The organism is Mycobacterium sp. 852014-52450_SCH5900713, from assembly GCF_001667075.1.
In the GTDB taxonomy this organism is placed as follows: Bacteria; Actinomycetota; Actinomycetes; order Mycobacteriales; family Mycobacteriaceae; genus Mycobacterium.
The window spans coordinates 1-24,218 of the sequence record NZ_LZIL01000033.1 but is presented as its reverse complement, the minus strand read 5'-3'; the positions used below and the strand labels follow the sequence as shown (position 1 = coordinate 24,218).

Annotated in this window: 27 protein-coding genes; 25 read left to right on the top strand and 2 right to left on the bottom strand. The window is 67.7% G+C overall.

Translation table 11 applies throughout. The annotated features are described in order from the left end of the window. The first annotated feature begins 64 nt into the window (after positions 1-64). From mftA to mftG, 7 genes are all read left to right on the top strand, one after another. Complete coding sequence (gene mftA, locus A5773_RS25960) at positions 65-154, top strand: mycofactocin precursor MftA (protein ID WP_040621348.1); 90 nt, start codon at positions 65-67, stop codon at positions 152-154. 5 nt (positions 155-159) lie between these two features. Continuing rightward, positions 160-432, top strand: coding sequence for a mycofactocin biosynthesis chaperone MftB (gene mftB, locus A5773_RS08535; RefSeq protein ID WP_231588695.1), 273 nt, complete (start codon positions 160-162; stop codon positions 430-432). Further along, the gene (gene mftC, locus A5773_RS08530; RefSeq protein ID WP_066951938.1) at positions 429-1,625 is read left to right on the top strand and encodes a mycofactocin radical SAM maturase; all 1,197 of its coding nucleotides are present in this window, start codon (positions 429-431) and stop codon (positions 1,623-1,625) included. Before mftB ends, mftC begins: the two co-directional genes overlap by 4 nt. 2 nt (positions 1,626-1,627) lie before the next feature. Continuing rightward, positions 1,628-2,818: a pre-mycofactocin synthase MftD gene (gene mftD / locus A5773_RS08525; RefSeq protein ID WP_067261495.1), complete on the top strand. Its 1,191-nt coding sequence runs from the start codon at positions 1,628-1,630 to the stop codon at positions 2,816-2,818. A 163-nt stretch (positions 2,819-2,981) separates the two neighbouring features. After that, positions 2,982-3,725, top strand: a complete 744-nt coding sequence (gene mftE / locus A5773_RS08520) for a mycofactocin biosynthesis peptidyl-dipeptidase MftE (RefSeq protein WP_067790497.1) — start codon at positions 2,982-2,984, stop codon at positions 3,723-3,725. Then, positions 3,722-5,134, top strand: coding sequence for a mycofactocin biosynthesis glycosyltransferase MftF (gene mftF / locus A5773_RS08515; RefSeq protein WP_067790494.1), 1,413 nt, complete (start codon positions 3,722-3,724; stop codon positions 5,132-5,134). Before mftE ends, mftF begins: the two co-directional genes overlap by 4 nt. 19 nt (positions 5,135-5,153) lie before the next feature. After that, positions 5,154-6,593, top strand: a complete 1,440-nt coding sequence (gene mftG, locus A5773_RS08510; RefSeq protein ID WP_066951931.1) for a mycofactocin system GMC family oxidoreductase MftG — start codon at positions 5,154-5,156, stop codon at positions 6,591-6,593. Between the two features lie 651 nt (positions 6,594-7,244). Here mftG and A5773_RS08500 read toward each other — a convergent pair. Continuing rightward, entirely contained in the window at positions 7,245-8,840 is a 1,596-nt protein-coding gene (locus A5773_RS08500; protein ID WP_066951928.1) for an MFS transporter, read from the bottom strand. A 143-nt stretch (positions 8,841-8,983) separates the two neighbouring features. Here A5773_RS08500 and A5773_RS08495 point away from each other — a divergent pair, with 143 nt between their 5' ends. From A5773_RS08495 to A5773_RS08425, 15 genes are all read left to right on the top strand, one after another. Further along, positions 8,984-9,592, top strand: coding sequence for a TetR/AcrR family transcriptional regulator (locus A5773_RS08495; RefSeq protein ID WP_082948155.1), 609 nt, complete (start codon positions 8,984-8,986; stop codon positions 9,590-9,592). A gap of 384 nt (positions 9,593-9,976) precedes the next feature. After that, positions 9,977-10,282, top strand: a complete 306-nt coding sequence (rpsJ, locus tag A5773_RS08490; protein WP_003873519.1) for a 30S ribosomal protein S10 — start codon at positions 9,977-9,979, stop codon at positions 10,280-10,282. Positions 10,283-10,297: 15 nt separating this feature from the next. Further along, entirely contained in the window at positions 10,298-10,951 is a 654-nt protein-coding gene (gene rplC / locus A5773_RS08485; RefSeq protein ID WP_067261490.1) for a 50S ribosomal protein L3, read from the top strand. Further along, positions 10,951-11,631 carry a 50S ribosomal protein L4 gene (rplD, locus tag A5773_RS08480; RefSeq protein WP_066951925.1) on the top strand — a complete coding sequence of 227 codons (681 nt, stop codon included), beginning with the start codon at positions 10,951-10,953 and terminating at the stop codon, positions 11,629-11,631. Before rplC ends, rplD begins: the two co-directional genes overlap by 1 nt. Beyond that, a complete protein-coding gene (rplW, locus tag A5773_RS08475; RefSeq protein ID WP_066951923.1) occupies positions 11,632-11,934 on the top strand; it encodes a 50S ribosomal protein L23 in 303 nt (100 codons plus the stop codon). 29 nt (positions 11,935-11,963) lie between these two features. Continuing rightward, on the top strand, positions 11,964-12,806 hold the full coding sequence (rplB, locus tag A5773_RS08470; RefSeq protein ID WP_066951922.1) for a 50S ribosomal protein L2: 843 nt from the start codon (positions 11,964-11,966) through the stop codon (positions 12,804-12,806). 29 nt (positions 12,807-12,835) lie between these two features. After that, complete coding sequence (gene rpsS / locus A5773_RS08465) at positions 12,836-13,117, top strand: 30S ribosomal protein S19 (RefSeq protein WP_066951921.1); 282 nt, start codon at positions 12,836-12,838, stop codon at positions 13,115-13,117. Then, complete coding sequence (rplV, locus tag A5773_RS08460) at positions 13,114-13,668, top strand: 50S ribosomal protein L22 (protein ID WP_066951918.1); 555 nt, start codon at positions 13,114-13,116, stop codon at positions 13,666-13,668. The genes rpsS and rplV overlap by 4 nt, the downstream gene beginning before the upstream one ends. After that, positions 13,668-14,507 carry a 30S ribosomal protein S3 gene (gene rpsC / locus A5773_RS08455; RefSeq protein ID WP_066951917.1) on the top strand — a complete coding sequence of 280 codons (840 nt, stop codon included), beginning with the start codon at positions 13,668-13,670 and terminating at the stop codon, positions 14,505-14,507. Before rplV ends, rpsC begins: the two co-directional genes overlap by 1 nt. A gap of 3 nt (positions 14,508-14,510) precedes the next feature. Then, on the top strand, positions 14,511-14,927 hold the full coding sequence (gene rplP, locus A5773_RS08450; RefSeq protein ID WP_007167840.1) for a 50S ribosomal protein L16: 417 nt from the start codon (positions 14,511-14,513) through the stop codon (positions 14,925-14,927). Next, entirely contained in the window at positions 14,927-15,160 is a 234-nt protein-coding gene (rpmC, locus tag A5773_RS08445; protein WP_066951916.1) for a 50S ribosomal protein L29, read from the top strand. Before rplP ends, rpmC begins: the two co-directional genes overlap by 1 nt. After that, on the top strand, positions 15,157-15,516 hold the full coding sequence (rpsQ, locus tag A5773_RS08440; protein ID WP_197505364.1) for a 30S ribosomal protein S17: 360 nt from the start codon (positions 15,157-15,159) through the stop codon (positions 15,514-15,516). The genes rpmC and rpsQ overlap by 4 nt, the downstream gene beginning before the upstream one ends. A 116-nt stretch (positions 15,517-15,632) precedes the next feature. Further along, positions 15,633-17,993, top strand: coding sequence for an arylsulfatase (locus A5773_RS08435; RefSeq protein ID WP_066951909.1), 2,361 nt, complete (start codon positions 15,633-15,635; stop codon positions 17,991-17,993). Then, positions 17,968-18,642 carry a hypothetical protein gene (locus A5773_RS26255; protein WP_232001820.1) on the top strand — a complete coding sequence of 225 codons (675 nt, stop codon included), beginning with the start codon at positions 17,968-17,970 and terminating at the stop codon, positions 18,640-18,642. Before A5773_RS08435 ends, A5773_RS26255 begins: the two co-directional genes overlap by 26 nt. Before the next feature lie 43 nt (positions 18,643-18,685). Further along, positions 18,686-19,621 (top strand): DUF4436 domain-containing protein, encoded by a 936-nt coding sequence (locus tag A5773_RS08425; protein WP_066951906.1) that lies wholly within the window; start codon positions 18,686-18,688, stop codon positions 19,619-19,621. Between the two features lie 3 nt (positions 19,622-19,624). Here the strand turns inward: A5773_RS08425 and pstS are convergent, their stop codons facing one another. After that, positions 19,625-20,755 (bottom strand): phosphate ABC transporter substrate-binding protein PstS, encoded by a 1,131-nt coding sequence (pstS, locus tag A5773_RS08420; RefSeq protein WP_066952045.1) that lies wholly within the window; start codon positions 20,753-20,755, stop codon positions 19,625-19,627. Between the two features lie 339 nt (positions 20,756-21,094). Between pstS and A5773_RS08415 the strand changes: the two genes are divergently transcribed. The 3 genes from A5773_RS08415 to A5773_RS08405 all read left to right on the top strand — a co-directional run bounded on the left by A5773_RS08415 (position 21,095) and on the right by A5773_RS08405 (position 24,078). Then, positions 21,095-22,048, top strand: a complete 954-nt coding sequence (locus A5773_RS08415; protein WP_066951903.1) for a DUF4436 domain-containing protein — start codon at positions 21,095-21,097, stop codon at positions 22,046-22,048. Between the two features lie 20 nt (positions 22,049-22,068). Further along, entirely contained in the window at positions 22,069-22,983 is a 915-nt protein-coding gene (locus tag A5773_RS08410; protein WP_067790492.1) for a formylglycine-generating enzyme family protein, read from the top strand. A gap of 216 nt (positions 22,984-23,199) precedes the next feature. Further along, positions 23,200-24,078, top strand: coding sequence for a DUF4436 domain-containing protein (locus A5773_RS08405; RefSeq protein WP_067790489.1), 879 nt, complete (start codon positions 23,200-23,202; stop codon positions 24,076-24,078). Positions 24,079-24,218 lie beyond the last annotated feature (140 nt).

The window sequence follows — 24,218 nt, the reverse complement described above, 5'->3', positions numbered from 1 at the left end:
TATTCTGACGAAGCTTGTGACTCGATCCCCATCGTTGTCAAGAACCGACGAAAGGCAATGACCCGTGGACCACGAAACCGAGACCGAGACCCAGCTCGTCGCCGAGACCCTGGTCGAAGAGGTGTCCATCGACGGCATGTGCGGGGTGTACTGACCCGCGTGTTCGACCCCGACCGCGGCTGGCGGTTGCACCCCCAGGTGGCGGTTCGACCCGAACCGTTCGGGGCGCTGCTCTATCACTTCGGCACCCGCAAGCTGTCTTTTCTCAAGAACCGCACCATCCTGACGGTGGTGCGGTCGCTGGCCGACCATCCCGATGTGCATTCCGCCTGCCGCGCGGCGGGTGTGGACGACTCGGGTGAGGCGCCGTACCTACACGCGCTGGGCGTGTTGGCCGATTCGAAGATGTTGGTACCTCAGGAGGTTCCATGACCGCCGGACTGGCCAGAGTGCCGCGGCTCATCGAGCAGTTCGAGAGCGGGCTGGATGCGCCAATCTGCCTGACCTGGGAGCTGACGTACGCCTGCAACCTGGCGTGCGTGCACTGCCTGTCGTCCTCGGGTAAACGTGATCCGCGGGAGCTGTCCACCCGACAGTGCATGGACATCATCGACGAGCTCGAACGCATGCAGGTGTTCTACGTCAACATCGGCGGCGGTGAGCCGACCGTGCGCCCGGACTTCTGGGAGCTGGTCGATTACGCCACCGCGCACCACGTCGGGGTGAAGTTCTCCACCAACGGGGTCCGCATCACCGAAGAGGTCGCCGCCCGGCTGGCCGCCAGCGACTACGTCGATGTCCAGATCTCGCTCGACGGGGCCACCGCGGAGGTCAACGACGCGGTCCGGGGCCCGGGGTCCTTCGCCATGGCCGTGCGCGCGCTGGAGAACCTGGCCAGTGCAGGCTTCGCCGACGCGAAGATCTCCGTCGTGGTCACCCGGCACAACGTCGACCAACTCGACGAATTCGCCGCGCTGGCAAGCCGTTACGGTGCCACCCTGCGGATCACCCGGCTGCGTCCCTCGGGCCGCGGCGCCGACGTCTGGGAGGACCTGCACCCCACCGCCGAGCAGCAGGTGCAGCTCTACGACTGGCTGGTCGCCAAGGGGGAGCGGGTCCTCACCGGCGACTCCTTCTTCCACCTGTCGCCGCTGGGGTCCTCCGGCGCGCTGGCCGGGCTGAACATGTGCGGTGCCGGCCGGGTGGTGTGCCTGATCGACCCGGTGGGCGACGTGTACGCCTGCCCGTTCGCCATCCACGACCGCTTCCTGGCCGGAAATGTGCTGTCGGACGGTGGATTCGACCAGGTCTGGAAGAACGCACCGCTGTTCCGTGAGCTCCGCGAACCGCAGTCCGCGGGCGCGTGTGGCAGCTGCGGCCACTACGACGCCTGCCGGGGCGGCTGCATGGCGGCCAAGTTCTTCACCGGCCTGCCGATGGACGGGCCGGATCCCGAGTGCGTCCAGGGCCACAGCGCGTCGGCGCTGGCCCGCCGGCGCGAGACGCCGCGCCCCCGGGCCGACCATTCCCACGGGCGGCGCGTTCGCCAGCCGGTGCCCTTGACGCTGTCCGTGCGGCCACCGGACGTGCCACCCGCGCGGCTGTGCAACGAAAGCCCGGTGTGACCATGGCCGGCCAGTGGTTTGAAACCGTTGCCATCGCGCAGCAGCGCGCGAAGCGGCGACTGCCGAAATCCGTCTACTCGGCGCTGCTTGCGGGAAGCGAAAAGGGAGTCACTGTCTCCGATAACGTCGCGGCGTTCGGTGAACTGGGATTCGCCCCGCACGTCGTGGGCGCGCAGGAAAAGCGCGACCTATCGACTACCGTGATGGGACAAGATATTTCGATGCCGGTGCTGATTTCGCCAACCGGTGTCCAGGCGGTCGACCCGGACGGTGAGGTCGCGGTCGCGCGGGCAGCGGCGGCGCGGGGAACGGCGATGGGCCTGTCCTCTTTCGCCAGCAAACCGATCGAGGAGGTCGTCGCCGCCAATCCCAAAATCTTCTTCCAGGTGTACTGGCTGGGCGGGCGCGACGCGATCGCCGAGCGGGTGGAACGGGCGCGCCAGGCCGGTGCGGTCGGTTTGATCGTCACCACCGACTGGTCGTTCTCCCACGGGCGCGACTGGGGTAGTCCCCAGATTCCCGAAGCGATGAACCTGCGGACCGTCCTGCGGCAGTCTCCGGAAGCGGTGTTCAAGCCACGCTGGCTGTGGAAATACGGCAAGACACTGCGCCCGCCGGATTTGCGGGTGCCCAACCAGGGTCGCCCCGGTGAACCCGGCCCGCCCTTCTTCGCGGCCTACGGCGAGTGGATGGGTACGCCGCCCCCGACGTGGGAGGACATCGCGTGGCTACGCGAGCTGTGGGGCGGTCCCTTCATGCTCAAGGGCGTGATGCGTGTTGACGACGCGAAAAGGGCTGTGGATGCCGGGGTTTCGGCGATTTCGGTGTCGAACCACGGTGGTAACAACCTCGACGGCACGCCGGCCTCCATCCGCGCGCTGCCCGCCGTGGCCGCCGCGGTGGGCGATGAGGTCGAGGTGCTGCTCGATGGTGGCATCCGCCGCGGCAGCGACGTCGTCAAGGCCGTGGCGCTCGGGGCGCGCGCGGTGATGATCGGCCGCGCCTACCTGTGGGGCCTCGCCGCGGCCGGCCAGGCGGGCGTGGAGAACGTGCTCGACATCCTGCGCGGGGGCATCGACTCGGCGCTGATGGGTCTGGGCCACGCCAGCGTCCACGACCTCGGCCCGGAGGACATCTTGGTGCCCGCCGGCTTCACCCGGGCGCTCGGGGTCCCGTCCGGCGGGGACGCCTGATCGGCTAATTACCGAATCCCGGGCAGATTTATCCGGAATGCTCGGCGGCCCCGAAACGGTGGTACACGCGTGGTACCCGTGACGAACGAGCACAAATTTAGAACCCCTGATGAACCAGTCAGAAAAAAAATGTTTTCTCCGAACAACAATTGGTGCACGCCAGGTGAATTCGTCCTACCATCACCGAGTGCCCGTACTCGGCGAATTGGCAATGGCGACGTCAAGCCAGCTATCGGGCACCTCGCCGTCGATATTGATCCCGCTGGGGTCGACCGAACAGCACGGCCCGCATCTGCCGTTGGACACCGACACCCGGATCGCCACCGCGGTCGCCCGTGGGGTTCGGGCCGGTCTCGAAGCGCGCCTCGAGCGCGAGTGGTTGCTGGCGCCGGCCATCGCCTACGGCGCCAGCGGCGAGCACCAGAGTTTCGCCGGAACGATCTCCATCGGCACCGAAGCCCTGACGATGCTGCTCGTGGAGTACGGCCGGTCGGCCGCTAGCTGGGCCAATCGCCTGGTCTTCGTCAACGGCCACGGCGGCAACGTCGCCGCGCTGACCGCTGCGGTGGCGCGGCTGCGGGCCGAGGGACGCGACGCCGGCTGGTGCCCATGCCTGGCCGACGGCGGCGATGCCCACGCCGGGCACACCGAAACATCGATGTTGCTGCACATCTCGCCCGGCGACGTGCTGACCGACCGATGGCTCACCGGCAACCGGGCGCCGCTGCCGGAATTACTCCCGTCGATGCGGCGCGGGGGAGTCGCGGCGGTCAGCCCCGTGGGCGTGCTCGGGGACCCGACAACCGCGACCGCCGCCGAAGGCAAGCGCATCCTCGCCGAGATGGTCGACGGCTGTGTCCGGCGAGTGGCCCGGTGGTCGCCCGGGCGCGACGGGATGCTTACATGACGGCGGCCCGGCTGCCGGATGGCTTCGCCGTCCAGGTCGACCGGCGGGTGCGGGTGCTCGGCGATGGCTCGGCGCTGCTCGGTGGTTCACCGACCCGGCTGCTGAAGCTGGCGCCGGCCGCCCAGGACATGCTGTGCGACGGCCGGCTGAAGGTTCGCGACGACGTCAGCGCCCAGCTGGCCCGCACCCTGCTCGACGCCACGGTGGCGCATCCGCGGCCGGCGGGCGGCCCGTCGCACCACGACGTCACCGTGGTAATTCCGGTGCGCGACAACCTTTCCGGGGTGCGCCGCTTGGTGAGCTCGCTGCGCGGCCTGCGGGTCATCGTGGTGGACGACGGTTCGAACCCGCCGATCGAGCCCGACGACTTCGTCGGCGCGCACTGCGACGTCGAAGTGTTGCGGCACTCCCGCTCCAGAGGCCCGGCCGCCGCCCGCAACACCGGGTTGGCCGCCTGCAGGACCGACTACGTCGCGTTTCTGGATTCCGACGTCGCTCCGCGGCGCGGCTGGCTGGAGGCGCTGCTCGGGCATTTCTGCGATCCCACCGTGGCCCTGTCCGCGCCGCGCATCGTCGGTTTGTCGCACAGTGAGAATGTGGTGGCCCGTTACGAGGCGCTGCACTCGTCGCTCGACCTCGGCGAGCGCGAAGCGCCGGTGCTGCCCCACAGCCAGGTGTCCTACGTGCCCAGCGCGGCGATCATCTGTCGGTGCTCCGCCCTGCGCAGTGTCGGCGGGTTCGACGAGACCCTGCAATCCGGCGAAGACGTCGACCTGTGTTGGCGGCTCATCGAGGCCGGCGCCCGGCTGCGCTACGAACCCATCGCGCTGGTCGCCCACGACCACCGCACCGAACTGCGGGATTGGCTCGCGCGCAAGGCGTTCTATGGTGGATCGGCGGCCCCGCTCTCGGTTCGCCACCCGGACAAGACGGCCCCGGTGGTGATCTCCGGCTGGGCGCTGATGACCTGGATCCTGATGGCGTTCGGGACCAGCCTGTCCCAGCTGGCGTCCATCGTCGTCGCCGTCCTGACCGGCCGCAGGATCGCCAGGGCGATGCGCGGCGCCGAGACGTCCATCGCCGACGTGGCAATGATCGCGACCCGTGGCCTGTGGTCGGCGGCACTGCAGCTGGCGTCGGCCCTGTGTCGGCACTATTGGCCGGTGGCGCTGCTTGCCGCCACGCTGTCGCGACACTTCCGCCGCGTCGTGCTGGTCGCGGCGATCATGGACGGCGTGGTGGACTGGCTGCGGCGCCGCGACGCCATCGGCGACGATGCCGAACCGATCGGCCTGTTGACCTATCTGTTGCTCAAGCGTGTCGACGACCTGGCGTACGGCCTCGGGTTGTGGTGGGGAGTGGTGCGGGAGCGCAACCTGCGGGCGCTGAAACCCCAGATTCGGAGCTAGCCGCCACCTTGACCCGCCCTTGAGTAAGGCCGCCCCGCACAGCGACGTGCTGATCGTCGGTGCCGGTAGCGCTGGATCGGTTGTCGCCGAACGTCTTTCTGCCGAGCCGGGCTGCGCGGTGACCGTCCTCGAGGCGGGGCCGGCCCTCGATGATCCGGGATTGCTCGCTCAGACCGCGAACGGGTTGCAGCTGCCGATCGGGGTCGGCAGCCCGCTGGTGTGCCGTTATCAGACCAGCCTGACCGATCGACCCATGCGCGCGCATCCGATCGTGCGCGGGGCGACGGTCGGTGGCTCGGGCGCAATCAATGGCGGCTACTTCTGCCGCGGATTGCCGCGCGACTTCGACCGGTTATCGCTACCCGGCTGGGCCTGGTCCGACGTCCTCGAAAGCTTCCGCGCCATCGAGACCGACCTGGACTTCAGCGGGCCGGCCCATGGCGACAGCGGTCCCATCCGGGTCCGTCGTACCCACGAAATGACGGGAACCACCGAGCGTTTCATCACCGCCGCGCAGCGCGCCGGGTTCGACTGGATCGAAGATCTCAATGACTGTGGGCCGGAACTGGTTTCGGGAGTAGGCGCCGTCCCGCTCAACATCGTGGACGGTGTGCGTACCGGATCCGGCGCGGGATTTCTGCTGCCGGCGCTGCGCCGGCCGAATCTGACATTGCACTCCCGGACGCGCGCCGCGCGGTTGCGCTTCGCCGGCGCCGCCGCCGCGGGTGTCGACGCGATCGGCCCGCACGGCCGCTTGACGCTGACCGCGGACCGGATCGTGCTGTGTGCCGGCGCCATCCAAACGGCGCAGCTGCTGATGCTCTCCGGCATCGGAGCCGAGAAGGGGCTGCGGTCCGTCGGCGTACCCGTGGTGAAGCCGCTGCCGGTGGGGACGTCGTTCAGCGATCACCCCGAATGGGTGTTGCCCACCGACTGGACGGTGGCTCCCGGCCGGCCGGTGCTCGAAGTCGTACTCAGCACCGCCGACGGGCTCGAGATCAGACCGTACACAGGGGGATTCGTCGCGATGACCGGGGACGGCACCGCCGGTCATGCCGACTGGCCGCACATCGGGGTTGCGCTCATGCGGCCGCGCGCACGTGGGCGTATTGCGCTGGCGTCGGCGGATCCCGAGGCGGCGCCCCGCATCGAGCACCGCTACGACAGCGAGCCCGAAGACGTCGCGGCGCTACGCCAAGGCGCCGAACTTGCCCGCGAATTGGCGCGTACCGCAACGCATGTCGGTGAACCCGTATGGTCCACGTCGCAACATCTCTGCGGCACAGCGCCGATGGGCGCCGATACCGACCCGCGAGCCGTCGTAGACCATCGCTGCCGGGTGCACGGTATCGACAACCTTTGGGTGATCGACGGCTCGATCCTGCCCGAAATCACCAGCCGGGGGCCGCACGCCAGCATCGTCATGCTCGGTCATCGCGCCGCCGAATTCGTTCGGTGATGCGTGCGTGAGGGCGGGCCTCAAGGCTGAGGCATGAGGCCCGCCCCGCGAGCGGCGATTGTTCATGCGGTCCACGTAGATGGCCACGTCGAGTGGCAGTGCGCGCGCAGGTGGTGCGTCACGCGACAATAGCGTCGCAATATTCGTGGACTGCACGGTCGCCATTTCACTGTTCGATTACCCGTGCTTGTCTCTTCTCGGTTACCTCCCTTCGCCGATGCGTGAAACATGCCGGCAGGCCGGAGGTGAACGCTGCCGGGCCCAGATCAGGGAGGCCGGCCAGCGAGTCCGCCGCCCGAGGGTGTGCGCCGCGCGGCCGGCGCGCGTCGATTCGGTGGACACCAGGGTGCTCGTCTGGCGCCGGCAGCGCCGCGCCGTGGGAAACTCACAGCTGGGGTGCCGAGCCGGCTCGCTCTCTCGCCTCAGGCGTACCCATTCGGCCTCCACGATCGCCGCCGCCTCATGCATCACCGGGCATACCGGCTCGACCACGCTCGCAACACCCATCAACACCACATCCACCTCGCTCGCAGAGATGATCTGTATCTGTCGATATACGTCTGGTGATACCAGAACCGGCAGACATTTTCAAGCGTTGAACCCGCTGTCGGACAACAGCATTGGCCGAAGCGGTCGCGCCCCGGCGGCGTGTCAGCGATGGCGGCCGGACAGCATCCCGCGTACCGGCCGAAGCTGCCGGCCGTCGCGGCCCGGCGCCCAAACCGCGATCAGCAGCGCGGCGGCGGCGACGATCACGGCCATCGTGATGGTCGACGCGTGCAAGGCCGCCAGGAACGCGGACTTGCTGATGTCGGCCAGCTGGCGGCCCTGGGGCCCCATCCGGCCCGCCACCTCGACCGCCTTGGCCAGCGAATCGGTGGCCGGCCCCCGGACCGGCCCGGGAAAGCCCGCCAGCTTCGGGGCGAGCTCGTGCGAATAGCGGCCGGCCAGAATCGAACCCGCCACCGCGATTCCCAACGCGCCGCCCATCTCCCGGGACGTATCGTTCACCGCGGAGGCGACGCCCTGCTTCTCGTCGGGCACCGCACCCATGATCGCCGATGTCGTCGGCGCCGTGCAGATTCCGATGCCGGTTGCCAGGATCAGTGTGGGCCAGGCGAATTCCAGATAGGAAGAGTGCAGGTTCAACCGGTACATGCACGCGAAGCCGACCGCCATCAGCAGCGTGCCGATGAACAGCACCAGCCGCAGGCCCAGCTTGGGCACGTACCAGAACGACAGCGCCGAGAAGATGCCCAGCGGCACCATGAACGGGCCGAAGGAGATTGCCGTCGCCAGGGCCGAGTAGCCCATGATCTGTTGCACGTATTGCATGCCGATGTAGAAGAACCCGAACGTGGCGCCGAACAGGATGACGATCGCGGCGACGCCGGTGGCGAAATTCGGGTCGGCGAACAACCGGACGTCGAGCAGGGGTTGCCTGCTGCGCCAGGCGAGGCGCAGCTCGACGGCACCGAACGCCGCCGCGAGCACCGCGCCCGCGACCAGCCCGCCCCAGACCAGGGGGTCGCTCCATCCGCGGGTCGGCGCCTCCAGGATCGCCGCCACGGCGATCGCCAGCGCGGCGCCGATCAGGACCGCGCCCAGCCCATCGATCCGCGGGGCGCCGCTGTCGCGGGACGAAGCGACGGTGCACGCCAGCGCGAAGATCACCAGCCCGGCGGCGCCCAGTGACCAGAAGATCGCGTGCCAGTCCCAAAAGCGAAGCAGCAAACCGGAACCGATCATGCCCAGCACGCCACCGGATCCGGCCGTGCCGGCCCAGATCCCAACCGCCTTGGTGCGCTGGGCTTTCGGATAGGCCACGCTCAGCAGCGACAGCGTCGCCGGCATCACGAAGGCGGCGCCGATCCCGGCCGCCGCGCGGCCGGCGATGATCTGCGCCGGGCTGTGCAGCATCGCCGGAGCCATCGAGCCGACCGAGAAGACCACCAAACCGATCAGCAGGGCGCCGCGCCTGCCGTAGCGGTCGCCGATCGCGCCGGCGGGCAAGAGCAGACACGCCAGGGCCACGGTGTATCCGTCGACGATCCAGTTCAGCTGGGACTGGGTGGCCGAGGTGGCCACCGCGAGGTCTCCCAGCGCGGTGTTCAAGGCCGTCATCGAGGCGACAACCAGGGCGACTCCCATGCAGGCGACGGCCAGCGTCCAGTTTCGCGCTCGGGGACTATTGCCGATGCTGACCGCATCAGTACGCTGGTCAGGCCGGACCAGGGTTTCGACCATGATGCGCCTCCTCACGGTGGCGTTGGGAAGTTTCGAGACCGACAGTCTTGTAGGTAGACCGATAGTCTCGTTTCCAAACAGGGAGGTGGGTCACAATCACTGGCAGCACCAGCGACCCCCGCCCAGCGCGCTCGCGGGCCCGTTTGCTCGAGGCCGCCGCCGCGCTGCTGAGTTCCGGTGGTCCCAGCGCGGTGACCGTCGACGCGGTCACCCGTACCGCCAACGTCGCGAGGGCCACGTTGTATCGCCACTTCCCGAGCGGAAACGATTTGCTGGCAGCGGCTTTCAACAGCCTCATCCCGCCGTCACCCGCGCCGCCGGCCGAGGGTTCGCTGCGCGACCGCCTGGTGGCGGTGGTGTTGGCGCAGGCCGAGTCGGTGGCCCAGGCGCCCGCCGTCATGACGGCGATGTCGTGGCTGGCCCTGGGCCGCGACCTGGACGAGATGCCGGAACCCCGCGACAGCCAGGCGGCGGACAGCGCGGCGATCACCACGCTGCGCGAGCGCATCGCCCAGCAGTACGCGGCCCCGTTCGACGCCATCTTCGACAGCCCGGAGGCCGCCGAACTCGGCGAGGTGGACCGCTCCCGGGCCATCGCGCTCCTCATCGGCCCCCTGGTGCTGGGGCGCCTTTCCACGCTTCCCGACTTCGATTACCGCGAGTGCGCGCTCGCGTCCGTCGACGGTTTCCTCTATGTTCAGCGCGCACACAACCGGGCCGACGCGGCGAGCGTCGAATCGGCGGGTGCCTGAGGCCGGCTACGGCCGCTGACCAGCGGGTTGGCCGCCCGGCGGGGCCGCGTCGGCGGCGTTCGGCCGGGATTTGGCCAAACCCACGATCTAGGGCATACTGTTCAGGTTGCCTTGGGCCGGGTTTGCGCCTGGTCGGGCATACGACCAGCGCCCAAACGGGCGCGTCCGGTCCCATCCTTGGAGCGCGACAAATTTTGCCGCGGTCCAGGCTGCGTGAGGGTGACACACCCGACCGCGGGGGCCGGTGGACCACGACAGGTAAACAGCGGCGCAGTATCCGGCGCGACGCTCGATCGGCCCAGGGTTGACCCGGGCTCGATCAGCGCGCTGGGAGCACCAGGTCCGGACACGGATTTTTGTAAGTGGAGTGAGGGTAGGAGAAGCGTGGCGGGACAAAAGATCCGCATCAGGCTCAAGGCCTACGACCATGAGGCCATCGACGCATCGGCGCGCAAAATCGTCGAGACCGTCGTCCGCACGGGTGCCAGTGTCGTAGGTCCGGTGCCGCTGCCGACTGAGAAGAACGTGTACTGCGTCATTCGCTCTCCGCATAAGTACAAGGACTCGCGGGAGCACTTCGAGATGCGTACTCACAAGCGGTTGATCGACATCCTCGACCCGACGCCGAAGACCGTCGACGCGCTGATGCGCATCGACCTTCCGGCCAGTGTCGACGTCAACATCCAGTAGGGGCTTGGTGAACTCATGGCAAGAAAAGGCATTCTGGGTACCAAGCTGGGCATGACGCAGGTGTTCGACGAGAACAACCGGGTCGTCCCCGTGACGGTGGTCAAAGCGGGGCCCAACGTGGTCACCCGCATCCGCACGCCCGAGCGCGACGGCTACAGCGCCGTCCAGCTGGCCTACGGCGAGATCAGCCCCCGCAAGGTGAACAAGCCGGTGACCGGTCAATACAGCGCCGCGGGCGTGAACCCGCGCCGGCACCTCGCCGAGCTGCGGCTGGATGACGAGGCCGCGACCAGCGAATACGAAGTCGGCCAGGAGCTGACGGCGGAGATCTTCGCCGACGGCGCCTATGTCGACGTGACCGGTACCTCCAAGGGCAAGGGCTTCGCCGGCACCATGAAGCGCCACGGCTTCAAGGGCCAGGGCGCCAGCCACGGCGCCCAGGCGGTGCACCGCCGTCCCGGTTCCATCGGCGGCTGCGCCACGCCCGCGCGCGTCTTCAAGGGCACCCGGATGGCCGGCCGGATGGGTAACGACCGGGTGACGGTGCAGAACCTGGTGGTGCACAAGGTTGATGCCGAGAACGGCGTGCTGCTGATCAAGGGCGCGGTCCCCGGCCGCACCGGTGGGCTCGTGGTGGTCCGCAGCGCGATCAAACGAGGTGAGAAGTAATGGCGACTAAAGGCCAGACACTCAAGATTGACGTCAAGACGCCGGACGGCAAGGTCGACGGCTCCGTCGAATTGCCGGCCGAATTGTTCGACGCCCCGGCCAATATCGCGTTGATGCACCAGGTGGTCACCGCGCAGCGGGCGGCGGCTCGCCAGGGCACGCACTCGACCAAGACCCGCGGCGAGGTCAGCGGCGGTGGACGTAAGCCGTACCGGCAGAAGGGAACCGGTCGTGCCCGTCAGGGTTCGACGCGGGCCCCGCAGTTCACCGGCGGTGGCGTCGTGCACGGCCCCAAGCCCCGTGATTACGCCCAGCGCACCCCCAAGAAGATGATCGTCGCGGCGTTGCGCGGCGCGTTGTCGGACCGGGCGCGCAACGGCCGCATTCATGCGGTCACCGAGCTGGTGTCGGGCCAGACGCCGTCGACCAAGAACGCCAGGGCATTTCTGGGCACGCTGACCGACCGCAAGAAGGTGCTGATCGTGATCGGCCGCAGCGACGAGGCCGGCGCCAAGAGCGTGCGCAACCTGCCCGGTGTGCACATCCTGACGCCCGACCAGCTCAACACCTATGACGTGCTGCGCTCCGACGACGTGGTGTTCAGCGTTGAGGCGCTCAACGCCTACATCAGTGCCCAGGCGGGCGCCAGCACCGCTAGCACCGAGGAGGTAACGGCGTAGATGGCGACCATCACCGACCCCCGCGACATCATCCTGGCCCCGGTCATCTCGGAAAAGTCCTACGGGCTGCTGGACGACAACGTGTACACCTTTGTGGTGCACCCCGATTCGAACAAGACGCAGATCAAGATCGCCATCGAGAAGATCTTCTCCGTCAAGGTCGCATCGGTGAACACCGCAAACCGGCAGGGTAAGCGCAAGCGCACCAGGACCGGATACGGCAAGCGCAAGGGCACTAAGCGGGCCATCGTCACGCTGGCGCCCGGTAGCAAGCCCATCGACCTGTTCGGGGCCCCGGCCTAGCCGCGCGCGAGAGAAAGACCTGATTAGACATGGCAATTCGTAAGTACAAGCCGACGACCCCCGGCCGCCGCGGCTCCAGCGTGTCCGACTTCGCCGAGGTCACCCGGTCGGAGCCGGAGAAGTCGTTGGTGCGCCCGCTGCACGGCCACGGTGGCCGTAACGCACACGGCCGCATCACCACCCGCCACAAGGGCGGCGGCCACAAGCGGGCCTACCGGGTGATCGACTTCCGTCGCAACGACAAGGACGGCGTCAACGCCAAGGTCGCGCACATCGAGTACGACCCGAACCGGACCGCCAACATCGCGCTACTGCACTTCCTGGACGGCGAGAAGCGTTACATCATCGCGCCGCAAGGCCTTTCGCAGGGCGACGTGGTGGAGTCGGGCGCGAACGCCGACATCAAGCCCGGCAACAACCTGCCACTGCGCAACATCCCCGCCGGTACCGTGATCCACGCCGTGGAACTGCGGCCGGGCGGTGGCGCCAAGCTGGCCCGGTCCGCCGGCTCGAGCATCCAGCTGCTCGGTAAAGAGGGCACCTACGCGTCGCTGCGTATGCCCAGCGGTGAAATCCGCCGCGTCGACGTGCGCTGCCGCGCCACGGTCGGCGAGGTGGGCAACGCCGAGCAGGCAAACATCAACTGGGGCAAGGCCGGCCGGATGCGGTGGAAGGGCAAGCGCCCCTCGGTCCGTGGTGTGGTCATGAACCCGGTGGACCACCCGCACGGTGGTGGTGAGGGCAAGACCTCCGGTGGTCGCCACCCGGTGAGCCCGTGGGGCAAGCCGGAGGGCCGCACCCGCCACCCGAACAAGGCCAGCAACAAACTCATCGTCCGGCGCCGGCGCACCGGCAAGAAGCACGGTCGCTGAGGAAGTTCCGGGACTAGGAGTACAAGCACATGCCACGCAGCCTGAAGAAGGGCCCGTTCGTCGACGGCCACCTCCTCAAGAAGGTGGACGTTCAGAACGAGAAGAACACCAAGCAGGTCATCAAGACCTGGTCTCGGCGTTCGACGATCATCCCGGACTTCATCGGTCACACCTTTGCCGTCCACGACGGACGCAAGCACGTCCCGGTGTTCGTCACCGAGTCGATGGTCGGTCACAAGCTTGGTGAATTCGCGCCGACGCGAACCTTCAAGGGACACATCAAGGACGACCGGAAGGCCAAACGGCGATGACCACAACTGAATTCCCGTCGGCGGTCGCCAAGGCGCGGTTCGTGCGGGTCTCACCGACGAAGGCACGCCGGGTGATCGACCTGGTGCGGGGCCGGTCGGTGGCCGACGCGCTCGACATCCTGCGCTGGGCGCCCCAGGCGGCCAGCGAGCCGGTAGCCAAGGTGATCGCCAGCGCCGCGGCGAACGCGCAGAACAACAACGGGCTGGACCCGGCCACCCTGGTGGTCGCCACGGTGTACGCCGACGAGGGCCCGACCGCCAAGCGCATTCGTCCGCGCGCCCAGGGTCGCGCATTCCGGATCCGCAAGCGCACCAGCCACATCACGGTCGTGGTGGAGAGCCGGCCGGCCAAGGACCAGCGTTCGGCGAAGTCGACGAGGGCCCGCCGCGCCGAGGCCAGCAAGGCCGCCGCGAAGGCGCCCGCGAAGAAGGCCGCCACCAAGGCACCCGCCAAGAAGGCACCCGCGAAGAAGGCTGCGGCGAAAACCGCCGAGGCGAAGACTTCGAAGGCAACTGCTGAGACCTCGGAAGCGAAGGGAGGCTCAGACTAGTGGGCCAGAAGATAAATCCGCACGGCTTCCGGCTGGGTATCACCACCGACTGGAAGTCCCGCTGGTACGCCGACAAGCAGTACGCGGACTACGTCAAGGAAGACGTCGCGATCCGCAAGCTGCTGTCCACCGGGCTGGAGCGCGCCGGCATCGCCGACGTGGAGATCGAGCGCACCCGCGACCGGGTGCGCGTCGACATCCACACCGCGCGCCCCGGCATCGTCATCGGCCGCCGCGGCACCGAGGCCGACCGCATCCGTGCGGACCTGGAGAAGCTGACCGGCAAGCAGGTTCAGCTCAACATCCTCGAAGTCCGCAATCCTGAGTCCCAGGCGCAATTGGTGGCCCAGGGCGTCGCCGAGCAGCTGAGCAACCGGGTGGCGTTCCGCCGCGCGATGCGTAAGGCCATCCAGTCGGCGATGCGTCAGCCCAACGTCAAGGGCATCCGGGTGCAGTGCTCGGGTCGCCTGGGCGGTGCGGAGATGAGCCGCTCGGAGTTCTACCGCGAGGGGCGGGTGCCGCTGCACACGCTGCGCGCCGACATCGACTACGGCCTGTACGAGGCCAAGACCACCTTCGGCCGGATCGGTGTGAAGGTGTGGATCTACAAGGGCGACATCGTCGGCGGGAAACGCGAACTGGCCGTAGCCGCTCCGGCGGGCGCCGACCGTCCGCGCCGCGAGCGTCCGTCGGGCACGCGCCCCCGGCGCAGCGGTGCGTCGGGGACCACGGCGACCAGCACCGAGGCCGGCCGGGCCGCCGCGGGCGCCGAAGAAAGCACTGCGGCCGCAGCGGCCGAGGCCGCGCCCGCCGCAGAACCGCAGAGCACGGAGAGCTGAATCATGTTGATTCCCCGCAGGGTTAAACACCGCAAGCAGCACCACCCCCGCCAGCGTGGCATCGCCAGCGGCGGCACGGCGGTGAACTTCGGTGACTACGGCATCCAGGCCCTGGAGCACGCCTACGTCACCAACCGGCAGATCGAGTCCGCGCGTATCGCGATCAACCGCCACATCAAGCGTGGCGGCAAGGTGTGGATCAACGTCTTCCCGGACCGCCCGCTGACCAAGAAGCCCGCCGAAACCCGGATGGGTTCGGGTAAGGGCTCGCCGGAATGGTGGGTGGTCAACGTCAAGCCGGGCCGCGTGCTGTTCGAGCTGAGCTACCCCAACGAGCAGGTGGCCCGGGCGGCCCTTACCCGTGCAATCCACAAGCTGCCGATCAAGGCACGCATCGTGACCCGAGAGGATCAGTTCTGATGGCAGTGGGAATTTCGCCTGGCGAACTGCGTGAGCTCACCGACGAGGAGCTGACCGAGCGTCTGCGCGAATCCAAGGAAGAGCTGTTCAACCTGCGTTTCCAGATGGCGACGGGGCAGCTGTCCAACAACCGCCGGCTGCGCGCGGTGCGACAGGAGATCGCGCGCGTGTACACCGTGCTGCGCGAACGAGAACTGGGCCTGGCTTCCGGGCCCGACGGTAAGGAATCCTGATGGCAGAAGCGAAGAAGGCGGCCCCGAAGGCGGCTCCGAAGGCGGCCGCAAAGGACACCGCCTCGAAAGAGAAGGGCCCCAAGCACACTCCGGCCAACCCGAAGGTGCGTGGCCGGCGCAAGGTCCGCATCGGTTACGTGGTGAGCGACAAGATGCAGAAGACCATCGTGGTCGAGCTGGAAGACCGCGTGCGTCACCCGCTGTACGGCAAGATCATCCGTACCACCAAGAAGGTGAAGGCGCACGACGAGAACAGCACCGCGGGCATCGGCGACCGCGTCTCGCTGATGGAGACGCGTCCGACGTCGGCGACCAAACGGTGGCGGCTCGTCGAAATCCTCGAGAAGGCCAAGTAGCCCCCACGGGACATCGAAACGCCCGGGACCTTAGGGTCTCGGGCGTTTCGCTGTGCCGAGCGTAACGCCGCAGGGAAAAAGGATCGGAATTCCCGCGGTGGCGCTACGCTCGGCGCATGTCGCCTGACTCCCATGCCTTTCAAGGCAAGATCGAGCTGGATATCCGGGACTCCGAGCCGGACTGGGGCCCGTACGCCGCCCCGACCGCACCGGAGAACTCGCCCAACATCCTGTACCTGGTCTGGGACGACACCGGCATCGCGACGTGGGACTGTTTCGGCGGCCTGGTCGAGATGCCCGCCATGACCCGCATCGCCGAGCGTGGTGTACGGCTGTCGCAATTTCACACCACCGCGCTGTGCTCGCCGACCCGGGCGTCGTTGTTGACCGGCCGCAACGCCACCACCGTCGGCATGGCCACCATCGAGGAGTTCACCGACGCCTTCCCCAACGCCAACGGCCGGATCCCGTTCGATACCGCGCTGCTCTCCGAAGTGCTGGCCGAGCGCGGCTACAACACGTACTGCGTCGGCAAGTGGCACCTGACGCCGCTCGAAGAATCCAATCTCGCTTCGACGAAACGACATTGGCCCATCTCGCGCGGCTTCGAGCGGTTCTACGGTTTCCTGGGCGGCGAGACCGACCAGTGGTATCCCGACCTGGTCTACGACAACCATCCGGTCAACCCGCCGGGCACGCCGGAAGACGGCTATCACCTTTCGAAGGACATCGCCGACAAGACCATCGAGTTCATCCGCGACGCCAAGGTGATCGCGCCGGACAAGCCCTGGTTCAGCTACGTGTGCCCGGGCGCCGGGCACGCGCCGCACCACGTCTTCAAAGAATGGGCGGACCATTACGCCGGCCGCTTCGACATGGGCTACGAGGCCTACCGCGAGATCGTGCTGGAAAACCAGAAGTCGATGGGCATCGTGCCGCCGGACACCGAGTTGTCGCCGGTCAACCCGTACCTGGACGTCAAGGGACCGCAGGGCGAGCCCTGGCCGCTGCAGGACACGGTGCGGCCGTGGGGCTCGCTGAACGCCGACGAGAAGAAGCTGTTCTCCCGAATGGCCGAGGTGTTTGCCGGCTTCCTCAGCTACACCGACGCCCAAATCGGCCGCATCCTGGACTATTTGGAGGAATCCGGTCAACTGGACAACACCCTCATCGTGGTGATCTCCGACAACGGCGCCAGCGGGGAGGGCGGCCCGAACGGATCGGTCAACGAGGGCAAGTTCTTCAACGGCTACATCGACACCGTCGAAGAGAGCATGAAGCTGTTCGACCACCTCGGCGGCCCGGAGACCTACAACCATTACCCGATCGGCTGGGCGATGGCCTTCAACACCCCGTACAAGCTGTACAAGCGGTACGCGTCGCACGAGGGCGGCATCGCCGACACGGCGATCATCTCGTGGCCCAATGGTGTTGCCGCACATGGGGAGATCCGCGACAACTACGTCAACGTCTGCGACATCACGCCCACGGTCTACGACCTGCTGGGCATGACGCCCCCCGACACCGTGCGGGGCATCGCGCAGAAGCCACTGGACGGCGTGAGTTTCAAAGCGGCCCTTGCTGATTCGGCCGCCAACACCGGGAAGCAGACCCAGTTCTATTCCATGCTCGGCACCCGCGGCATCTGGCATCAGGGCTGGTTCGCCAACACCGTCCACGCGGCCACGCCGGCGGGCTGGTCGCACTTCGACGCCGACCGCTGGGAGCTGTTCCACATCGAGGCCGACCGCAGCCAGTGTCACGACCTGGCCGCCGAGCACCCGGACAAACTCGAAGAACTCAAGGCGATGTGGTTCTCCGAGGCCGCCAAGTACAACGGGTTGCCGCTGTCGGACCTGAACATCCTGGAGACGATGACGCGATTTCGCCCTTACCTCGTCGGTGACCGGACCAGCTACATCTACTATCCCGACTGCGCGGACGTGAGCAGCGGCGCCGCCGCAGAAATCCGCGGCAGGTCGTTCGCGGTGCTGGCCGAGGTGAGCGTGGACACCACCGGCGCGGAAGGGGTGCTGTTCAAACACGGCGGCGCCCACGGCGGGCACGTGTTGTTCATCCAGGACGGGCGGCTGCATTACGTCTACAACTTCCTGGGCGAGCGCCAGCAGACGGTCTCCTCATCGGGCGCGGTGCCGCTCGGCAGGCATCTGCTCGGCGTGAATTATTCGCGGACCGGGACCGTGCCGGACAGCCACACGCCGCTCGGCGACGTCACGTTGTTCATCGACGACGAAGTGGTCGGCACGCTCGCGGACGTGCAGACCCATCCCGGAACGTTCGGGATCGCGGGTGCCGGGATCACCGTCGGCCGCAACGGCGGCTCGGCAGTGTGCAGCCGCTACAAAGCGCCGTTCTCGTTCACCGGGGGCACCATCGCGCAGGTCACCGTCGACCTGTCCGGCCGGCCCTATGTAGACGTGGAAGCCGAAATTGCGCTTGCCTTTTCGCGCGACTGAAGCCCTGGTGCTGTGCTTGTTGGCGCTCGCTGCGGTGGGATGTGAGAAGACCACCGGCGGAACGGCCATCGGTGGCACCGCCTCGTCAACTTCGGCCACCACGCGAGCTTCCGACCCGGCCGAGCCGGTGCCCGGCATCGAGACCACCCTGCCCGACCACATTCCGCCCAATGCCTTGGTGTGCTTCCCGCCGCCCACCAGCGGGTCGATGACCAAGGCCTCCGTGGCGGACCCGGTGGCGCCCGTGCTCACGGTCCCGTTGCCCGACGGCTGGAATGCGGTTCCCGGCACGGGCGACGTGGCGTTGACGTCGACCGGCCCCGACGGCATGTCGGTACGGGTGACCATCGCCCGCACCGACCTCGACCCCGGTGGCGCGTTCCTGCGTTATGCCACCGACTTGGGGACGGCGCACCCCGGGGCCAAGGTCACCGTCACAGCGGCCCAATTCTGCGGCTACAGCAGCCAGCTGCTCAGCGGGACCAATGGCGGGGCCGGAGCAAACGAGTTCGCCGACCGCATCGCCCACATCTGGACCAACACCCAGGCGTACCTGGTCGCCATCCATCTGGAGGGGCCCGGCAAAGCGCCCGGTTTCGAAGCGGCTAAATCGACGGTAATGCAGCAATTCGCCGTCATTATCCCCTGAAATTCGCCGTTGTCCCTGTTAGCATTTGGCCCGTGATGCCTCAATGACCGCCGGGACTCCGGCGCCTCCCGCGCCGCCGGCGCCCGCCGACCACCGGGGTCGGCAAATCGCCATCGCTTTTGGAATAGTCGCCTCCCTCATCGTCATCTACGCTCTCTCGCTGATCGCCGTGCACCTGCTGGCAAAGTCGGCGCCCCCGCTTCCCTCGGTGGATTTGAGCAAGGTGGAGGCCGAAGACAGCGTCGTTCAGGTCCGCCTGGAGAAGCTGGATACCGTCGCGAACCGCCTGACGGTGAATGTGACCGTCTACCCCAAGGATTCGTTGTACGACAAGAACTTCGGGGTGCTGACCACCGACGCCGCGGTGCGCCTGTATCCCGACAACGACCTCGGCGACCTGCAATACCCGGTAGGAAAATCGCCGGCGCAGGTCAGCACGACCATCGTCGCGCACGGCGATCCCGCCAACTGGCCGTTCGACGCCTACAAGACCGAGGTCATCGCCGCCGACGTGTTCACCGGTACCGGCGCCAGCCGCGAGAAGGCACCTGCCCGCGTCGAGGCGACCGGAAAGTTGGACGGCTGGGACGCCACCGTCACCCGCGTCCACGACCCCGAGGACGCCAACCCCGATGTGCAGGACGACTTGATCATCACGCTGCAACGGTCCAAGGGCGCGCTGATCTTCGACGTCGGCATCTGCCTGGTCCTCATCGCCCTGCCGGTGCTCGCATTGTGGGTGGCCATCCCGATGGCGTTGGGCCGGACCACCTTCCTGCCGCCGTTGGGAACCTGGTTCGCAGCGCTGCTGTTCGCCGTCGTCCCGCTGCGCAACTTCCTGCCAGGATCTCCACCGCCGGGTTCCTGGATCGACCAGGCCGTCGTCCTATGGGTACTGATAGGGCTGGTCACTGCGATGTCCCTGTTCATCGTCGCCTGGTGGCGATCCCGCGAGAAAAAGCCGCCGAAGAGGGCCTGACGCCTACTCCGGATTCGGTGCCTCCATCGAGCTGATCGCGTCGACGGCGCTCGAGACCCTGGCCTGGAAGTTGGGCGACAGCGGGATGTAGCCGCTGTTCGCCAGCTCCACCTGGCCGGGTCCGATCGCCGCCTGCAGGAACGCCTTGACCGCCTTGGCGACGTCCAGCGTCGGGTACTTCGAGCAGACGATCTCGTAGGTGGCCAAGACGATCGGGTAGACGTCCGGCTGGGCGGGGTTGTAGAACGACGAGATGTCGAGCACCAGGTCGTTGCCGCTGCCGACGATCTTGGCGCCGGTGATGGTCTTGCCGACGGTGTCGGTGCCGATCCGCACCGGCCGGAGCGACCTGCGGCTCGCCGGGGTTTTGATCTCGGCGGCGTAAAGCCCTTGCTGCAGCGCGAAAGACAGCTCGTTGTAACTGATTGCGCCCTCGGTCGATTTCACCAGTGCCGCGGTGCCGTTGTTGCCGGCGGCGCCGGTGCCGACGCCGCCGTTGAACGCCTTGCCGGCGCCCTTGCTCCAGGCCCCGCCGGACGCGGCCTGCAGGTAGGACTGGAAGTTGTCGGTGGTCCCGGACGCGTCGCTGCGGTAGATGACACGGATCTCTTCGGCCGGCATCGATGCGTTGAGCGCGGTAAGCGCCGGGTCATCCCATCGGGTGATGGTGCCGTCGAAGATCTTGGCTATCGTCGGCGCGTCGAGCACCAAGGAGTCGACCGAGCCGAGGTTGTAGGTGATGGCCAGCGGGCCGAACACCACCGGGAGGTTCCACGCGTCGGCTCCGCCGCAGCGTTGTTTGGCCGCGGCATATTGGTCTCCGGACAGCGGCGTGTCCGACCCGCCGAAATCCGTTTTGCCGGCGAGGAAGTCGCTGATTCCGGCGCCCGATCCGTTCGCGGTGTAGTTGAGGGTCTGCCCGGCGCAGACCTTCCCGTAGGCGGCGACGAACTTCGTCATCGCGTTGGCCTGCGCGGTCGAGCCGCTGGCGGTCAGAGCCTGCTTGCCGCCGCACTCCACCTTGGCGCCGGCGGCATACGCCAGCGTCGGGTGGGAGTCGGTGCTGCATGCTGAGACCGCCACTGCCGCCGCAGCGAACAGGCTGATGGCTGCCGCCGGTAGATTGCGCTTCACGTTGGTTGGCTCCTGGGGGTGGGGCCCGGCGGCGACGGCGAGCAGAGGGGCTTCGCCCCATTTCGACACACGTCGAGAATTACCGTTATCCCAGCCGGCAAGCAAACAAACATCGGGTGAACTGATCCTTTGGCCATGCGAGATGCCGGTGTGCGCGGGGAGCGGACGAGTCGCCCTGGGAAGGATTCGCTGCCCGGCGGCCTGCCGCTGGCGGCGTCGGCCCAACATGCCTGATGGCGACCGATATCTATTTTCGCCCCGCGAGCACATCGAGTTCGCTACCATCTGTCTCGTGCCGCCCAGGGCGGCGGATCGGTCAACCTCGACGAAGGCAGGAAGATGACCCATCACACGCCGCCGCAGCAGCAGCCCGCAACGCCAGCAACGCCTTCGCCCGGCACTACGACGTTGGCGCGGCCCGAAACGCAGTCGCGCAAGCCCAGGCGGCGCCTCGTCATCGGCCTCGGCGCCCTGCTGGCCTTCGTTGCGGTCTATGCGTTGTCCCTGTTCGGCTTCCACCTGCTGGCCAATTCCGGGGCCCCACTCAAGCCGCCGGACTTGAACGCAACCGGTGACACCGTCGTGTTGGTCCGCCTCGAGAAGCTGGACACCATCGCCAATCGCCTGACGGTGAAAGTGCTTGTGATACCCGAAGACTCGATGTTCGACAAACGCCTTGACGTGTTGAAGACCGACACCGCGGTCCGGATGGATCCGCCCAACGACCTGGGCGATCTGCAATACCCGGCGGGGAAGTCGCCGGCGCAGGTTGCCACCACGATCGAGGCACACGGAAACCCCAACGACTGGCCGTTCGATTCGTATCGCACGGATACACTCTCGGCCGATGTTCTCGTTGGCCAGGGCGACGCCCGCCAATACATCCCCGCCCGGGTCGAGGTCACCGGCGCGTTGGATGGCTGGGACGTGAGCGTCCAGCGCGTCGGTGAAGCCAGCCAGGAATCGGACCGGCCGGACAACGTGGTCATCACGCTGCACCGGGCCAAAGGTCCGCTGATCTTCGACCTCGGCATCTGCCTTGTCCTCTTCGCCCTGCCGACCTTGGCGTTCGCGGTGGCCATCCAGATCGCCTTGGGGAGGCGCAAATTCGTGCCGCCCTTCGTGACATGGTTCGCGGCGATGCTGTTCGCCGTCATACCCATCCGCAACTTCCTTCCCGGCTCGCCACCACCCGGGGCATGGATCGACCAGGCGTTGGTGATCTGGGTGCTGCTCGCGCTTGTCGGGGCGATGGGGCTGTACATGCTCACGTGGTATCGGCAATCCGACTGAGCCGCTCGTACCCTGGACTGGTGCTCACCGAGCTGGTCGACCTACCGGGCGGATCGTTCCGCATGGGGTGCACCAGCTTCTATCCCGAAGAGGCGCCGATCCACACCGTCACCGTGGCCTCATTCGCGGTGGAGCGACACCCGGTGACCAATGCGCAGTTCGCCGAATTCGTCTCCGCGACAGGCTATGTGACGGTTGCCGAGCAACCCATCGACCCGGCGCTGTACCCGGGGGCGGACCCGGCCGATCTGCGTCCGGGCGCCATGGTCTTTCGTCCCACTCCCGGCCCGGTCGACCTGCGCGACTGGCGGCAATGGTGGGACTGGGTACCGGGCGCCAGCTGGCGCCATCCGCTCGGGCCGGACAGTGACCTCACCGACCGGGCCGAGCACCCGGTGGTGCAGGTGGCCTACCCCGACGCCGCCGCGTACGCGCGGTGGGCCGGCCGGCGGCTGCCGACTGAGGCCGAGTGGGAGTACGCCGCCCGCGGCGGGAGCACGGGCACGTACGCGTGGGGGGACGAACCCAACCCCGACGGTCGGCTGATGGCCAACACCTGGCAGGGTCGCTTCCCATACCGCAACGACGGCGCCCTGGGCTGGGTGGGCACATCGCCGGTGGGCACGTTCCCCCCCAACGGGTTCGGCCTGCTCGACATGATCGGCAACGTGTGGGAGTGGACCGCCACCAGGTTCTCCGCGCACCACCGCCTCGACGAGCCGCCGAAGGCGTGTTGCGCCCCAACGGGGCCGGCGGATCCGGCCGTCAGCCAGACGCTGAAGGGCGGTTCGCACCTGTGCGCGCCGGAGTACTGCCACCGCTATCGTCCGGCCGCGCGGTCACCGCAGTCGCAGGACACCGCGACCACCCACATCGGGTTCCGCTGCGTCACGCAGCAAACGCGGGCCGTTCCCGGGGGCGCCGCCCACACCTGAAACGACGAGCGGGTTACCGCCGCATGGACGGCGAGTGACGGGGCGTGCATCGGCGCGCACGGTGTGCGCGAGTTCGCTAGCATCTGACCACGTGTGGCCCTCGACGAGCCCTGAAACATCAGCGGCTCACCAATGACCGCCGAGGCTCCCGCGGCGCCGGCACCGCCGCCCCCATCGGACGCACCGACACCGTCCGCACCGCCGGCCCGCAAACACATGGCGAAGCGGCCGCGCATCGTGATCGGGGTCGCCGTCCTGGCGGTGGTCGTCACGGCCTACATGCTCTCCCTGTTCGGCGTCCACTGGCTGGAGAGGTCCGAGGGGCCGCTGCCTCCGCTGGACCTGGGCCAGGGCGGGGGCGACGCGACCATCGTGCAGCTGCAGGTCGAGGAATTGAAGCCGGTCGCCAAGCGGCTCGCGGTGAATGTGCTTGTCTATCCGGGGATTTCGGCGTACGACAACAGATTCGACGTGTTGGGCACCGACGTCGCCGTGCGCCTGTACCCGACGAGCGACCTGGGCGACCTGCACTACCCGAAGGGCAAGGCGCCGGCGCAACTCAGCACCACGGTCGTGGCGCACCGCGATCCGGGCAACTGGCCGTTCGACTCCTACCGGACCGAGCCGATCTCCGCCGACGCCTTCGTCGGGTCGGGCGACAACCTGAAGAAGGTGCCCGCCCGGGTCGAGGTGACTGGGGAGTTGGACGGGTGGGACATCACCGTCAACCGCGTCCACGACCCCGGAGCGCTCCCGACGCAGCGCGGCACCGACAACGGGAACGTGGTCATCACCCTGAAGAGGGCCAAGGGCCCGCTGATCTTCGACCTGGGCATCTGCCTGGTCCTCATCAGCCTGCCCACCCTGGCACTGCTGGTCGCCATTCCGATGGCGCTGGGCAGAAGGAAGTTTCTGCCGCCGTTCGCCACCTGGTACGCCGCGAACCTGTTCGCCATCGTCCCGCTGCGCAACATCCTTCCCGGCGCACCACCGCCCGGTTCGTGGATCGACCAGGCCATCGTTCAATGGGTGCTGATCGCGCTCGTCACGGCGATGAGCTTGTACATCTTTGCCTGGGTCCGGCAAGGGGACTAGTGGGCAGGTAGGTGTTGTCAGACCGCCCTGGCATAATCGAATGTATGTTCGAATCGAAGTTGCCGTCGCCCGCGGTGATCGCGGAGTTCGATGAGCACTTCGAGCGGCGGTATCCGTCTGCGACGGCGGAGTCGGCGGCG